Here is a 14416-nt window from a genome sequence, read left to right on the forward strand (position 1 = left end):
TTAACCAGCCAGAATCAGAGACTTAGTTGAGATACCGCACCAACGCGGCAGCCAGGAGGCCCAGAGTAATGGCCGGCAGGGGTTTGCGGATGGCCAGCATGGCAACGCCGGTGGTCACCAGCGCAGCCAGGGCTCCCAGATCGCCAGTCACCGCCATGGGCACAATAATGGCAATCAGCACCGAGCTCGCCATGGTGTTGATGAAACTCTCAACCCGCGGGCTGATGCGCAGGAACGACATGATGAACACCCCGCCGAAGCGGGTTACGAGGGTCACCACTGCCATGATGGCGATCAACGCCAGAACACCCAGGGTTGTGGTTTCAATCGCCATGCCGGACCTCCAGGTTATCTTCCCGGCTCTGGGCTCCGGGTTCCAGCCAGAACAGTCCGATCACACCACCAGCCAGTGCACCCACCACAACGTGCATATTGGGCGGCAGCCATTTCCACGCCGCCAGCGAAGCAGCACCTGCCACCAGCCAAGCCACGAGAATACGCGGCGATTTCTTGCCACCGAGGGCCATGGCCAACAGAAAGCAGCCCAGTACCATATCCAGGCCCAGTGCTCTGGGGTTCTGTAGCAGGCCACCGAAGTACACACCCAACCCGGTACCGATCATCCAGGCCAGCCAAAGCACCAGCCCACCACCCAGGATCACCTCAAGATTGCGCCGCCCACTCTGATACTCCTGCGCCGAGACCGCCCAGTTGGCGTCTGTCAGCAACAGCAATAGTCCGTAGCGCTTGCCCGGCGAGACGTCTTTGAGCATGGGGTACAAAGAAGCGCCCATCAGCAGGTGCCGGGAGTTGATGGCAAACACCACGGCAATCATTGGCAGCACCGAGACTTCGGTGCCCCACATGTCCACCGCGGCGAACTGGGACGCACCGGCGAACACGGTGGTGCTCATCAGGATGGATTCAAGGGGCGACAAGCCCTTCTGGATGGCCGCCAGGCCAAAGGCAGCACCAAACGCCACCACGAACAATGAGATGGGAAGTAAACGAAAAAACTCAGCTCGCACCCTGTGCGGCTGAAATTGGTAAGGATATAAACTGGCAGACATTACGAGAAACTAAGCCGGAACCGCCAAAACGCGAATAGGTAATAACCGCTAGCCCGGAATTATTTTTCCTATTTTGCTCAATCAGTTATATGAACAAATCACACTTTTGCGAACTCGGTCGCCCCGCCCTTGTTGACGTGAACGTAAACTTATTCTAGTTTGTTTTCGTCCAGCCCCAAAAGGGCAACCCGGCCAATCCACCGGGCAGGACTGATGAAATCGAACATCCGGCCAAAAGCCGGGATTACAAAAACAAGACAAACCTACCGCCGCGATCCGGCCAGGTGGGAGAGGATTTCAACATGTCTGATCTTTTACGCTCCCCAAAGGGGCTGCGTCCCGTCAGCCTTGACGATGTCTGGGAAAAAGATGCCGGTTCGGTCTACATGAACGGCAGCCAGGCCCTGGCGAGACTTCCCCTGCTCCAAGCCCAACTCGACCGCAAGAACAACCTGAACACCGCAGGCTTTATCTCTGGCTATCGCGGATCTCCCCTTGGCGGTTTTGACAAGGTTCTGTGGAAAGCCCGGGACCACCTCAAAGAAAACAACATCCATTTTTTACCCGGGGTGAATGAAGACCTTGGCGCCACCGCTGTCTGGGGCAGCCAGCAGGTCAACATCTTTGAAGGTGCCCGTTACGACGGCGTGTTTGCCCTCTGGTATGGCAAAGGCCCGGGTGTGGACCGCACCGGTGATGTGTTCAAGCACGCTAACGCGGCGGGCACCTCCCGATTTGGTGGGGTACTGGCCGTCGCTGGCGACGACCATGCCTGCAAATCTTCCACCCTGCCCCATCAAAGTGATTATGCGTTTCTGGATGCGGGTATGCCGGTGCTCAACCCCGCCGGCATTCAGGACATTCTGGATCTGGGCCTCTACGGCTGGGCCATGTCGCGGTTTAGCGGCTGCTGGATTGGCTTCAAAGCCCTGGCCGAAAACATGGATTCGTCCATTTCTGCCAACCTGGATCTCAGCCGGATCAACATCCGCATTCCCACACAGTTTCCCATGCCGGAAGGTGGCCTGAACTCCCGCTGGCCAGACAAACCCATGGCGCAGGAGGAACGACTGCACCGCCATAAGCTGGAAGCCGCCAAGGCCTTTTGCCGGGCCAACCGCCTGGACCGCACGGTGCTTTCGGTTGAACGGCCCCGACTGGGCATCGTCACCACCGGCAAAGCCTACCTGGATGTGATCCAGGCGCTGGCGGACCTCGGCCTGGGCGATGAGGAACGTGAAGCCATCGGGCTGGCCGTGTACAAGGTCGCCATGCCCTGGCCCCTGGAACCCGAGGGTATTTTTGAGTTTGCCTCAGGGCTGGAGGAAATTCTGGTAGTCGAGGAAAAACGGGGATTGATTGAAGAACAGATCAAGACCCAGCTTTACACCTGGCAGGATGGCCGACGCCCCAACGTCATCGGCAAGCGGGACGACCAGGGTAACGACCTGCTACCGACCATCGCTGAACTGACACCGGCCATGGTGGCAAGGGCCATCGCCTCCCGCCTGGATGGCCGTTATTGCAACGACAAACTGCAACAGCGTCTCGGTTTCCTGACCGAGAAAGAAAACAGTCTGGCGCAACCCCGGGAGCGTCTGGAGCGGACCCCGCACTTCTGCTCTGGCTGCCCCCACAACACCTCCACCCGGGTACCGGAAGGAAGCCGCGCCCTCGGCGGCATTGGCTGTCACTACATGGCGACCTGGATGGAACGGGGTACCGACACCTTCACGCAGATGGGTGGTGAAGGCGTCACCTGGCTTGGCCAGGCACCGTTTACCAACCAGAAACACGTGTTCCAGAATCTGGGCGACGGCACCTACTTTCACTCAGGCGTACTGGCCATTCGCGCGGCCATCGCCTCCGGTGCCAACATCACCTACAAGATTCTCTACAACGACGCCGTGGCCATGACCGGCGGCCAGCCGGTGGATGGCACCCTGACGGTGCAGCAGATCAGCCATCAGCTGTATGGTGAGGGCGTGCGACGTATCGCGGTGGTCAGCGACGATATCGACAAATACCCGTCGCGGGCCGATTTCGCGGACCGCACCACCTTCCATCACCGGGACGACCTGGACGCCCTGCAACGGGAAATGCGTGAGATCGAAGGCTGTTCGGTGATCATCTACGACCAGACCTGCGCGGCCGAAAAGCGCCGACGCCGCAAGCGCGGCACCATGGAAGACCCAAACCAGCGCGTGATGATTCACTCGGACGTGTGCGAAGGCTGCGGTGATTGCGGTATCCAGTCCAACTGCCTGTCGATTCTGCCTAAAGACACAGACGCCGGGCGCAAACGCACCATTGACCAGTCCTCCTGCAACAAGGACTTCTCCTGCGTGCGCGGTTTCTGCCCGAGCTTTGTCACCGTCAAAGGCGGCAAACTGAAGAAGCCAGCCGGCGTCAGCTCAGACGTGGACTTCCCTGAGCTTCCGGAACCCACGCCGGTCACCGGCAATAATCCTTACGGTATTCTGCTGACCGGCGTCGGCGGCACCGGCGTGGTGACCGTCAGTGCCCTGCTGGGCATGGCAGCCCACCTTGAGGGCAAAGGCGTCTCAGTGCTGGACCAGGCTGGCCTGGCCCAGAAGTTCGGCGCTGTCGTCAGCCATATCCGCATCAGTGACCGGCAAGACAACATCCATGCCGTGCGGATTCCCGCCGGCGAGGCCGACCTGATGATTGCCTTTGATCTGATGGTCGCCGCCACCGACGATGCCCTGGCCAAACTGGATAATCGTTTCTCACGGGCGGTGGTCAATACCGAGCAGGCCATGCCCGCCGCCTTTACCCGAGACCCGGACATCCAGTTCCCCGGTGAATCCATGGAGCAGACCGTCAAGGAAGCCTGCCGGCCCGATGGCAGCTGGTTCCTCAACGCCGGCGACCTTGCCAAAGCTCTAATGGGTGACGGCATGGCGGTCAACCTGTTCACCGTCGGCTTCGCCTGGCAACAGGGGTTGCTGCCGTTGAGTGCCGCAGCTATAGAGCGGGCCATTGAGCTTAACAACGTGGCGGTCGACAAAAACAAACAGGCCTTTCTGTGGGGCCGGCGAGCTGCCCACGATCTTGGGCGGGTGATGGCCCTGGCCTTCCCGAAACCCAAAGGCACACCTGTGCAGGTAATGGAAACCACGGATCAACTGATCAAACGCAACATGGAACACCTGAGCGAGTACCAGAACACTGCCCTGGCCAAGCGTTATGAAAGGCTGGTGCGCCAGGCGGAACACACCATCTCCCAGAAACTTGGCCGGGACCCACTGCTGTTCCGGGCCATCGCCGACAACTACGCCAAGGTACTGGCCTACAAAGACGAGTACGAAGTAGCGCGACTGTTCAGCAATGGCAGCCTGCGCAAGCAGCTGGAGGAGCAGTTCGAGGGCGACATTGAGCTGGAATTCAATCTGGCACCGCCCCTGCTCAGCCGGAGCAAAAATGGCGAACGCCCGAAGAAACACACTTTCGGCCCCTGGATGGAAACCGCGTTCGCCTGGCTGGCGAAAGCCCGAAGCCTGCGAGGCACGCCCCTGGACCCTTTCGGATACACCGCGGACCGCCGCCTGGAGCGCAAGATCATCCGGGAATACGAGGCCGATGTCGCCTTCCTGCTCAAACACCTGAGCAAAGACCACGCCGATGCCGCGCGAAACCTGGCCAGCCTGCCCGCGAAGGTCCGCGGTTACGGCCCGGTCAAAGAAGCGGCCTATCATGCCACCCGAAAAGAACGGGCGCAGTACCGGGCTGAACTGAACCCCGGTGAACGGGCACACCAACAAATCGCCAACGCGGCGGTCTAAAACAGAAACAGCCGCCGCAGGCCCCACAAGGGTAGCGGCTGGCCACGGAACAGAGGTGAAACGCCATGAACGTATTCAGCCATCCGGAGTTCGATCACCACGAACACCTGTCTTTTGTCTGCGACGCCGAAACCGGCCTGAAGGGCATCATTGCCATCCACAATACGTCACGGGGTGCAGCACTCGGCGGTTGCCGAATGTTCCCCTACGCAAGCGATGAGGAAGCGTTGCGGGACGTGTTGCGACTGTCCCGGGGGATGACCTATAAATCGGCCCTGGCCAATCTCGACCTGGGCGGCGGCAAGTCGGTCATCATCGGCGACCCGCGAAAGCACAAGACCGAAGCCCTGCTCGAAGCCATGGGCAGGCACCTGGAAAGCCTCGGCGGCCAGTACATCGCCGCTGAAGACTCCGGCACCAGCGTGCCAGACCTGAAAGTGATGGGCCGCCATACCCGGCACGTGGCCGGCGTAACCACCCGCACCGGGTTTGACGGCCAGCCCAGCACGGGCGACCCTTCGCCGGTAACCGCCTACGGCACCTTTATTGGCCTTAAAGCAGCCGTAAAGCACAAGCTCGGCACGGATAATCTGACCGGCCTGAAGGTGGCCATCCAGGGCATTGGCAATGTTGGCTTCCGCCTGGCCCGCTACCTGAAAGAGGCCGGTGCAGAACTGTGGGTCACCGACATTCACGCCGATAACCTCAAGCGCGCAGTGGACGAGTTTGGTGCAACGCCCGTTGGCTCCGATGACATCCTGAGCCTGCCGGTGGATGTTGTAGCCCCCTGCGCCATGGGTGCAGTGCTGAACGACCAGAGCATTCCGGCCATCCGGGCGGCCATCGTGGCCGGCGCCGCGAACAATCTCCTGGACCGCCCCGAACATGATGCGGCCCTCAAACACCGGGGCATCCTCTACGCTCCGGATTTCGCCATCAACGCCGGCGGCATCATCGATGTATTCTACGAACGCACCGGAGGCTCACCCGAGCAAATCCGCGCCCACGTAGACACCATCGGTGACACCCTGTCGGAAATATTCCAGCGCTCTGATCGCACCGGGCTCCCCACCGGTGAGATCGCCAATGAACTGGCAGAAGAGCGCTTCAGAAAGCACGCCGCGGGTGCTGGGCTGGCGCCCAGGCGGCTGGCTTGCGCCGGGTGACCTGACACCGGTGCTTCCCCTTGGGGGCCGCAGGGTTCTGCGGCTCCCCTTTTAACCCCTGAAACAAAAACAACACCTTCGGGAGATCACTATGTCTGTCACTTCATCCGGCTCCGCCACCTATTCGGATGCCCTTGAGGGCTCCAATGCAAAACGAGGGCTATGGTCCTCACGGTTCGCGTTTATTCTGGCTGCCACCGGCTCCGCCGTCGGGCTTGGCAATATCTGGAAATTCCCCTACGTTACCGGCGAAAACGGTGGCGGCGCCTTTGTACTGGTGTACCTGCTGTGCATCGCCGTTGTCGGCATTCCCATCATGATGGCCGAAGTCATGATCGGCCGCCGGGGTGGTCGCAGCCCGGTCAACAGCATCCGACTGATTACCGAACGGGACAGACTTAAACCAGCCTGGAAACTGGTAGGCGCCATCGGCGTCCTTGCTGGCTTTTTAATACTGTCGTTCTACTCGGTGATTGGTGGTTGGGCAATATCCTACGTGGGCACAACCGCCAGCGGGCAGCTGGCCGGGCAATCCGCCGAAGCTGTGGGAGCCATTTTCTCCGGCTTGCTAAGCAATCCGTCCACCCTGCTGCTTTGGCACACGGTGTTTATGGCCCTGGTCATGGTGGTCGTCGCCCGGGGTGTCCGCTCCGGCCTTGAGCGGGCCGTCAGTATCCTGATGCCAGCGCTGTTCGTATTGTTGCTGCTGGTGGTCGGCTACGCGATGACCACCGGCCACTTCGGCCAGGCCGCAGCGTTCCTGTTCCAGCCCGACTTTTCCAAACTCACCACCTCAGGCGTCCTGGTCGCCCTTGGCCATGCCTTCTTTACCCTGAGTTTGGGCATGGCGGTGATGATGGCCTATGGCTCTTATCTGCCGAAGAAAATCTCCATCGCCAAGACCTCCATCACGGTGTCAGTCATCGACACCGGCGTAGCACTGCTGGCCGGGCTGGCGATCTTTCCCATTGTCTTTGCCAACGGCCTCGAACCCGGTGCCGGCCCCGGCCTGATTTTCCAGACACTGCCCCTCGCGTTCGGCCAGATGCCCATGGGTACACTGTTCGGCACCCTGTTCTTCGTCTTGCTGATCTTCGCCGCCTGGACCTCCGGCATCTCCCTGCTGGAGCCGATCGTGGAATGGCTGGAAGAGCAGAAAGGCATGAACCGGACCATCAGCACCATCGCCGCAGGTGGCGTGTGCTGGGCCCTGGGCATTGCCTCCGTGCTGTCACTGAACCTGTGGGCGGACGTTGCCCCGCTGGGCTTCATTCCCATGCTGGAGGGCAAAACCATCTTCGACCTGCTCGACTTCTTCACCGCCAACATACTGTTGCCGCTGGGTGGCCTGCTGGTCGCACTGTTTGCCGGCTGGGTGATGTCCCGCCAGGCCATGGAGAACGAACTGTCGTTGTCACCGACCATGTTCAACCTGTGGTTTATCACCGTGCGGTTTGTTACCCCGGTGGCCGTTGCCATCGTGTTTATCTACAACCTGATGTAACCCCTATTGCCCGGGCAATACACTGCCCGGGCTCTCCCATCCCGCCTGTTCCGGGCACCAACGTACCAATTGATAAGCATCTGTCCCTTTCTGACCGGACTTTTACGGCTCTTGGCGCGTAATGTGTGATTGTTAGACAAACACAATCGAGGCAGTCGCTATGTCAGCAGTCACAGCATCTTTTCCGGTACGCCGTCAGGACTTTGGTTTTGAGGATGTACCGCGCCACTGGGTCGACAGTGACCCGTTTATGACCCACCTGTTCAACGCCCTCTCCGCACTTTTCCCAGACGGTGAGCGCTTCTTCGTGGACAGTGTTCGGGCAGTCCGTGACCAGATCAACGACCCTCAGTTGCAGAAGGACATCAGCGCCTTTATCGGGCAGGAGGCCATGCACGCGAAGGAGCATGGCCACTTCAACGAGGGTGCCATCAATCAGGGTTTCGATATCAAGAAACTGGAAGGCTGGACCCGAGGCTTCCTGTCCGCGAAAGACCTGCCGCTGCTCAACAACAAGCGGGTGCATCTGGCCGCTACCGTTGCCCTGGAGCACTTCACCGGCATCCTCTCAGCGCAGCTGCTGAAGCGCGAAGACCTGGTGAATGCCATCGACCCGTCCATGCGAACCCTGTGGGCCTGGCACTGTGTCGAAGAGAACGAACACAAAGCGGTGGCCTTCGACACCTATGAAAAACTCTACGATAAAACCGTAGTGGACTACGCCATCCGCATGGGTGTCATGGCGTTGATCACAACGCTGATCATGGTAGCCATCCACTCGTTCATTTTTGAGCTGATGCGCGAAGACAAGCAGTTATTGAATCTGAAGTCCTGGGCCAAAGGTCTGAACCGTGTGTGGGGCCGCAAGGGCATGTTCACCGCGATCATTCCGGAGTACCTGGATTACTTCAAACCAGACTTCCACCCCTGGCAGCACGACACCGAGTTCCTGCTGCACAAATGGCGCAAGCAGCTGAACTTCGCCTGATGCCCGCGCCTGCTCGCCGGACTCAGTCCGGTTTTCGGGCAGGCAAGGCTTCCCCCTTCACAGACGTCGGTCTGGATATCCACCTGCAAAGAACTCAGCTGTCGGCAATGCGAAAGCCGACTTTCATCACAACCTGATAGTGGCCAACCTTGCCGTCAACGATGTGGCCGCGGGTTTCGGTCACTTCAAACCACTCCATGTTGCGGACGCTTTTTCCGCACTCCTGAAGCGCATTATCTATGGCGTCTTCAATGCCTTTCTTTGAAGAACCGACAATTTCCACCTTTTTATATACGTGGTGATCAGACATGAAAACCTCCTGAAAGCTGCTCCTTTTACTTGAGCCTAGAAGACCAGGGGGCTGTCAGCAAACCGGGGATCGTGGTTACCAGGGGTAGTGATTACCCCAACCTTGCACTGGCTGGGGCCTTGGAAAAAGCCGCTTAAGGTTTTCAGCCTGGTTTGCGGGCCACATAGACGGTGTTGAACGATTCGCGGTTCTGGAAGGGGTTGTAGAAGCTGACAACGTGGCAGGCTACGTCGGTAAACACTTCCCCCAGAGTCGCCATGAATTCATCGTCCTCACCTTCGTTGGACCACATGGCAAACACGCCACGGGGTTTGAGTTGCCGGGCCATGAGGCGGAGGTTGTTGGCGGTGTAGAAGCTGGCGCTGGAGTCGTGCAGCAGCGCTCTGGGCGAGTGGTCTATGTCGAGCAGAATGGCATCGAACGGTTTGCCCGGCGCTTCCGGGTCAAAGCCGCCGGTTTCGGGGTCGGCGATGGCGAGGTCGAAGAAGCTGCCGTGTATGTAGCGGTTGCGGGGGTCGGCATTGAGGTCTTTGCCAAGGGGCACTTTTTCTTGCTGATGCCAGCCGATGACGGGTTTCAGGTATTCGACCACGAGCAGTTCGCTGACGCGCTCATGCTTGAGAGCGGCCACGGCGGTGTAGCCAAGGCCGAGTCCGCCCACAACAACACTGAGCTTGTCGCCTTCGGTTTCGCCCAGGCCGATGTCTGAGAGGGCCACTTCGGCGTCGACAAACATGCTGGACATGAGGAATTCTTCGCCCAGTTTCACTTCGTAGATATCCCGGTCACCCAGTGCCGGAATCCTGCGGCGGCGCAGCGTGATTTCCCCGATCACCGAGGGCTGGCTGTCAATTTGTTCGAAAAGCAGTCCCATAGTCTTTGACTCTTATTCTGGAATTTCACGAGCGCGCATCTTCGGAGTTACGATCACCCAGCCTGATAGGCCGTGCTGTCGCAGTTGGGGTAAGGCTTTCAAAACACGCTCAAGCACATCCATGTGGCGCTTGGGCTCCGCCATCCCTGGCTCCGCACAGTTTTGAAAGCCTTACCCCAACCGCTCCTGTCGTCTACTCCCCTGCCCGCTCTTGGACAGAGACGTTCAGACAATTTGCGAGAATACTCCGCATCTTCTCCGCACCCAGCTCATTCATCAGTGCGATATTCCGATCAGGAATCCCGTCCACATCCGGATGGCTATCAATCGCCGCCTCCAGACTCGCTTCCCGCAACAAGTGCAACATGGGGTACGGAGACCGGTTGGTGTAATTCTCAGCAGCCCCCGGCTCGGTTTCGGCGAACTGGTAATCCGGGTGGAAACTGGCGATCTGATAAACACCCTCCAACTCCAGGTAGGCCAGCAACGCATCGGCAGCGTCCAGAAACTCGTTGTATGCGTAGAAATCCTGCAACGCGCCCGGGTGTATCAACAAAGTGGTTTCGATCTCCGGTTCGTCTTCCAGACGCTGCAATTCTGCATGCAGAGCCTGCAGGAGGTCGTCGTCGTTCTTCGCCTCTGTCACCGTAAACCGAATCCGGTTCTTGACCAGTTCCCGTTTGGCGAAGGGGCAGAGGTTGTAGCCAACGACTACGTCTTCGACCCACTGACGGGTGGCGTTAATGACCTGAGATTCGTTCAAAATAGTTGCCTTTACTTGTTTCTGAATACAGCTCCGAAGTCAGAGCGCGGGTGTGGGTTGGGCCTTCCAAAACTGTGCGGAGCCATGGATGGCGGAGCTCAAGCGTCACACGGACGTGCCGAAGGAGCGTGTTTTGGAAGGCCCAACCCACACCCGTGCCGGCACCCCATGCTTGATACTTAAACGTAGCCCTGACTCCGCAGATAATCATCATAAGTACCGCTGAAATCGGTAATGCCATCCGCCTTCAACTCAATAATCCGAGTCGCCAGCGACGAAACAAACTCCCGGTCGTGGCTGACGAAAATCAGCGTGCCCAGATAGTTCTCCAACGCCAGGTTCAACGCCTCAATAGACTCCATATCCAGGTGATTAGTCGGCTCATCCATCAGCATCACATTCGGCTTCTGCAGAATCAGCTTACCAAACAGCATCCGCCCCTGCTCACCGCCAGAAATCACCTTCACCGACTTACCAATATCATCCCCGGAGAACAACATCCGCCCCAACGTACCGCGCACCAACTGCTCACCACCGGTAGTCCACTGCGCCATCCAATCGGTCAGGGTGTCATCCCGGGCAAAGTCGGCGGTGTGGTCCTGGGCGAAGTAACCTACCTCGGCACTGTCGGTCCATTTCACCTCGCCTGCATCCGGCTCGTAGGCGCCGGCCAGGCACTGCAGTAAGGTGGTTTTACCAATTCCGTTCGGGCCGATGATAGCCACCCGCTCTCCCGCCTCAATCTGCAGATCCAGGTTTTTGAACAGGGGGCCTTCGTCGAAGCCCTTGGTCAGGCCTTTCAGGGTGACCGCCTGACGGTGCAGTTTCTTGCCCTGCTCGAAGCGGATGAACGGGCTCACCCGGCTGGACGGCTTCACTTCCTCCAACTGGATCTTGTCGATCTGGCGGGCGCGGGAGGTGGCCTGTTTGGCTTTCGAGGCATTGGCGGAGAAGCGGCTGACGAACTGCTGCAGTTCGGCAATCTGGGCCTTTTTCTTGGCGTTGTCTGACAACATGCGCTCGCGGGCCTGGGTGGCGGCAGTCATGTATTCGTCGTAATTGCCCGGGAACAGGCGCAGTTCACCGTAATCCAGGTCCGCCATGTGGGTGCACACACTGTTCAGGAAGTGGCGGTCGTGCGAAATGATGATCATGGTGCTGTTGCGGGCCACCAGGATGTTTTCCAGCCAGCGGATGGTGTTGATATCCAGGTGGTTGGTGGGCTCGTCCAGCAGCAGCACGTCCGGGTCGGAGAACAGGGCCTGGGCGAGCAGCACGCGCAGTTTCCAACCTGGGGCCAGGGCGCTCATGGGGCCGTTGTGCTGTTCTAGCGGAATATCCAGGCCCAGCAGGAGTTCGCCGGCGCGGGATTCGGCGGTGTAGCCATCCATTTCGGCGAATTCCACTTCCAGGTCCGCCACCGCCATGCCGTCTTCTTCGCTCATTTCCGGCAGGGAGTAGATACGGTCCCGCTCTTTCTTCACCCGCCACAGTTCCCCATGGCCCATGATCACGGTGTCCATCACCGTGCAGTCCTCGTAGGCGAACTGATCCTGGCGGAGTTTACCGAGGCGGATGTTGGGCTCCAGCATCACCTGGCCGGCGGACGGCTCCAGGTCGCCACCGAGGATTTTCATCAGGGTGGACTTGCCGCAGCCATTGGCACCGATCAAACCGTAACGGTTGCCGTTGCCGAACTTGGCGGATACGTTTTCAAACAGGGGCTTGGCCCCGAATTGCATGGTGAGATTGGCGGTGGAGATCAAGAAAAGAACCTGTCAGCGTGAGGGCCGGCAACAAGCCGGCAAATAAAAGCCGGCATTGTACAGGTTTGGGCGCAAGACTGTGAGGCCGCAGAAACACGCATAAAAAGGGCTTGCCAGCAGCACGCTGTGCGGGCAGCATTCGTGTCAGACGTTTCCGTCCATTCCTCCATCCAACAACAGGAACTTGACCATGGCACAAGCAACTGCACGCCACATTCTGGTAGACAGCGAAGCAAAATGTGAAGAACTGAAGAAAGCTATTGAAGGTGGCCAGGATTTCGCCGAAGTGGCGAAACAGCATTCCTCCTGCCCGTCCGGCCGTAACGGTGGCGACCTGGGTTCATTCGGCCCTGGCCAGATGGTTCCCGAGTTTGACAAGGCCGTGTTCAGCAGCGACCTGAACACCGTAATTGGGCCGATCAAGACCCAATTCGGCTATCACCTGCTGGAAGTGACTTCCCGCAGCTAAGCCAGTGCAACTGCTGTCTGCGCTTGACTGCGCAGACAGCAGGCGTTTGTTATCGGGATTCGCCTGTCCCGAAATTCCTGAACCGCGCCAATTGGCTACCGATGGTTTCAATAGGGTCCGTAATCGACGCCTGAATGCTCTCTGTGACCACCTCGGTAAAGCGTTTACCCGATTCACTCTCCAGAAAGTCCAGATACAGACCCAGTTCCTGAACACTGATATCCCGATAGGTGTACAAATAGCTGTCGTAAACCTGTTGCCCAACCATGCCCTGCAACATCCCACGCTGGTTCTCCAAACGCTGACGTAACCGCTCGTAATGCACCGAGTCACTGCTCAAGGCCGCCATGGCGGTTGCCAAACCCAACTGCACGGCAATGGTGGTATCCACGGTGGTTTCCGTTGCGCGGGAAGCCCGGTCAAAACGGTCGAACAGCCTTTCCCGGGCAGTGCCCTTGTAGGCTTCGTTCAGCTCCCCGGCTCTGTTACGCACCTCCGACCAGGCTGACGGGGCAGATGCCGCAATCTCCGCACGAGATATCTTCTGTGCGACAGGGGTCTGGTACCAGGCATATACCTCCTCAAGCTGTTTGCTCGTCAGCGACTCGTCCAGGCTGGCCACCAGCTTGCGCTCGATGTCCTCGGCCCTGTAACTGCTGCTGACCACATAACCAATAGTATCGGCCACCATCGGCGGCACCTGGCCGCTCTGTTTGAGACCATCCCGAATACCCTGACTCATCATGGCCGGGTACTGGCCCACGATGTCATCAATCGGAGATGCTGTCAGAACGTCACGGGCATCCGTTGAGGCCTGAGCCGTTCCCGACAACAAAAGCCCGGCAACTAAAAGAGGTTTAACTAGGGTGATCAGTCTCATTTCTCTATTATCCTGTTACTGCAATGGCCCTGTTTATGACACGCCTGAAGCCATTACGGCAAGTGCCCCAAGGCCTTTGGAGATGACAGTTTGGTAGGGATGTGGCGCAGAAGAACCCGAAAATCTCGAAATATCCGCAACAAGCGGTTTAATGTATGGCGCTCCCGCATCAGCTGGTACGGCCTGCCTTTGCTGGGGCTGGTGATCGGCACCTGGGCAACCCTACGATTCAGTCTGCTGGCCCCGGAACCTCCGGCCAACCCGGAAAACATCTGTGAGATCTTCAGGGAACATACGGTGTGGTACGACTATGCCCGGGCCTCCGAGGAGAAATGGGGCACCCCCATCGCCACACAGCTGGCTTTTGTCTATTACGAATCGTCTTTCCGGAGCCATGCCCGGCCGCCCCGCACCCGGCTTTGGGGACTGATTCCCTGGAAGCGCCCCACCACCGCTTACGGTTATGCCCAGGCCCTTGACCCCGCCTGGGGCGAATACCTGGTGGCGAACGACGCATCCTGGCGAACCGTGCGCACCGACATGCAATACGCGCTGGATTTTGTCGGCTGGTACAACCACCTCAGCAACCGCGAGCTGGGCATTCCATTCAGCGCACCCCGGCAGCTTTACCTGGCCTATCATGAAGGCCGGGGCGGCTACGCACGCCGCTCGTTCGAACAGAAACCGGCCATACAGTCCCTGGCCCGAAGGGTTCAGAACCGCGCCTTCCGCTACGACAACCAGTTAAAGCAGTGCGAAGCGGAGTTCCAATGTTGGCGCTGGTACCAGTTCTGGCCGTTCTGCAAGGCCGACGCTTAGG

General features: G+C 58.9%; 13 protein-coding genes. 6 read left to right on the forward strand and 7 right to left on the reverse strand.

The annotated features are described in order from the left end of the window. Positions 1 to 22 precede the first annotated feature (22 nt). The gene (locus QUE75_RS14365) at positions 23 to 334 is read right to left on the reverse strand and encodes an AzlD family protein (RefSeq protein ID WP_061333082.1); all 312 of its coding nucleotides are present in this window, start codon (positions 332 to 334) and stop codon (positions 23 to 25) included. Next, a complete protein-coding gene (locus QUE75_RS14370; RefSeq protein WP_061333081.1) occupies positions 324 to 1070 on the reverse strand; it encodes an AzlC family ABC transporter permease in 747 nt (248 codons plus the stop codon). The genes QUE75_RS14365 and QUE75_RS14370 overlap by 11 nt, the downstream gene beginning before the upstream one ends. A gap of 302 nt (positions 1071 to 1372) precedes the next feature. Between QUE75_RS14370 and QUE75_RS14375 the strand changes: the two genes are divergently transcribed. The 4 genes from QUE75_RS14375 (at position 1373) to QUE75_RS14390 (ending at position 8534) form a co-directional block, all read left to right on the forward strand. After that, positions 1373 to 4876: an indolepyruvate ferredoxin oxidoreductase family protein gene (locus tag QUE75_RS14375; protein ID WP_396631662.1), complete on the forward strand. Its 3504-nt coding sequence runs from the start codon at positions 1373 to 1375 to the stop codon at positions 4874 to 4876. Positions 4877 to 4941: 65 nt separating this feature from the next. Then, positions 4942 to 6042, forward strand: a complete 1101-nt coding sequence (locus tag QUE75_RS14380; RefSeq protein WP_058092167.1) for a Leu/Phe/Val dehydrogenase — start codon at positions 4942 to 4944, stop codon at positions 6040 to 6042. Positions 6043 to 6133: 91 nt separating this feature from the next. Then, positions 6134 to 7546 (forward strand): sodium-dependent transporter, encoded by a 1413-nt coding sequence (locus QUE75_RS14385; RefSeq protein ID WP_061333079.1) that lies wholly within the window; start codon positions 6134 to 6136, stop codon positions 7544 to 7546. Positions 7547 to 7706: 160 nt separating this feature from the next. Then, complete coding sequence (locus QUE75_RS14390) at positions 7707 to 8534, forward strand: metal-dependent hydrolase (RefSeq protein WP_286251204.1); 828 nt, start codon at positions 7707 to 7709, stop codon at positions 8532 to 8534. Positions 8535 to 8628: 94 nt separating this feature from the next. Here QUE75_RS14390 and QUE75_RS14395 read toward each other — a convergent pair whose 3' ends face one another. The 4 genes from QUE75_RS14395 to QUE75_RS14410 form a co-directional block, all read right to left on the reverse strand. Beyond that, positions 8629 to 8844, reverse strand: a complete 216-nt coding sequence (locus QUE75_RS14395) for a dodecin (RefSeq protein WP_106694924.1) — start codon at positions 8842 to 8844, stop codon at positions 8629 to 8631. Between the two features lie 142 nt (positions 8845 to 8986). Then, positions 8987 to 9718 (reverse strand): polyamine aminopropyltransferase, encoded by a 732-nt coding sequence (locus tag QUE75_RS14400; protein WP_286251208.1) that lies wholly within the window; start codon positions 9716 to 9718, stop codon positions 8987 to 8989. 193 nt (positions 9719 to 9911) lie between these two features. After that, positions 9912 to 10481 (reverse strand): DUF1415 domain-containing protein, encoded by a 570-nt coding sequence (locus QUE75_RS14405; RefSeq protein ID WP_286251209.1) that lies wholly within the window; start codon positions 10479 to 10481, stop codon positions 9912 to 9914. A 179-nt stretch (positions 10482 to 10660) separates the two neighbouring features. Further along, the gene (locus QUE75_RS14410) at positions 10661 to 12247 is read right to left on the reverse strand and encodes an ABC-F family ATPase (RefSeq protein WP_286251211.1); all 1587 of its coding nucleotides are present in this window, start codon (positions 12245 to 12247) and stop codon (positions 10661 to 10663) included. A 190-nt stretch (positions 12248 to 12437) separates the two neighbouring features. Here QUE75_RS14410 and QUE75_RS14415 point away from each other — a divergent pair, with 190 nt between their 5' ends. Beyond that, on the forward strand, positions 12438 to 12716 hold the full coding sequence (locus QUE75_RS14415; protein ID WP_022987955.1) for a peptidylprolyl isomerase: 279 nt from the start codon (positions 12438 to 12440) through the stop codon (positions 12714 to 12716). A gap of 49 nt (positions 12717 to 12765) precedes the next feature. Here the strand turns inward: QUE75_RS14415 and QUE75_RS14420 are convergent, their stop codons facing one another. Next, complete coding sequence (locus tag QUE75_RS14420) at positions 12766 to 13596, reverse strand: DUF2059 domain-containing protein (protein ID WP_286251217.1); 831 nt, start codon at positions 13594 to 13596, stop codon at positions 12766 to 12768. A 99-nt stretch (positions 13597 to 13695) separates the two neighbouring features. On the opposite strand from QUE75_RS14420, the gene QUE75_RS14425 reads away from it, so the two are divergent. Further along, positions 13696 to 14415, forward strand: a complete 720-nt coding sequence (locus tag QUE75_RS14425) for a transglycosylase SLT domain-containing protein (RefSeq protein WP_138437102.1) — start codon at positions 13696 to 13698, stop codon at positions 14413 to 14415. Position 14416: the final 1 nt, after the last annotated feature.

Origin of the sequence: Marinobacter shengliensis (assembly GCF_030297115.1) — a bacterium.
Taxonomy (GTDB): domain Bacteria; phylum Pseudomonadota; class Gammaproteobacteria; order Pseudomonadales; family Oleiphilaceae; genus Marinobacter; species Marinobacter shengliensis.

Coding starts and splice junctions, on each gene's coding strand:
- QUE75_RS14390 (WP_286251204.1), top strand. CDS start 7,707: ATGTCAGCAGTCACAGCATCTTTTCCGGTACGCCGTCAGGACTTTGGT.
- QUE75_RS14385 (WP_061333079.1), top strand. CDS start 6,134: ATGTCTGTCACTTCATCCGGCTCCGCCACCTATTCGGATGCCCTTGAG.
- QUE75_RS14380 (WP_058092167.1), top strand. CDS start 4,942: ATGAACGTATTCAGCCATCCGGAGTTCGATCACCACGAACACCTGTCT.
- QUE75_RS14395 (WP_106694924.1), bottom strand. CDS start 8,844: ATGTCTGATCACCACGTATATAAAAAGGTGGAAATTGTCGGTTCTTCA.
- QUE75_RS14375 (WP_396631662.1), top strand. CDS start 1,373: ATGTCTGATCTTTTACGCTCCCCAAAGGGGCTGCGTCCCGTCAGCCTT.
- QUE75_RS14365 (WP_061333082.1), bottom strand. CDS start 334: ATGGCGATTGAAACCACAACCCTGGGTGTTCTGGCGTTGATCGCCATC.
- QUE75_RS14420 (WP_286251217.1), bottom strand. CDS start 13,596: ATGAGACTGATCACCCTAGTTAAACCTCTTTTAGTTGCCGGGCTTTTG.
- QUE75_RS14400 (WP_286251208.1), bottom strand. CDS start 9,718: ATGGGACTGCTTTTCGAACAAATTGACAGCCAGCCCTCGGTGATCGGG.
- QUE75_RS14370 (WP_061333081.1), bottom strand. CDS start 1,070: ATGTCTGCCAGTTTATATCCTTACCAATTTCAGCCGCACAGGGTGCGA.
- QUE75_RS14425 (WP_138437102.1), top strand. CDS start 13,696: ATGTGGCGCAGAAGAACCCGAAAATCTCGAAATATCCGCAACAAGCGG.
- QUE75_RS14415 (WP_022987955.1), top strand. CDS start 12,438: ATGGCACAAGCAACTGCACGCCACATTCTGGTAGACAGCGAAGCAAAA.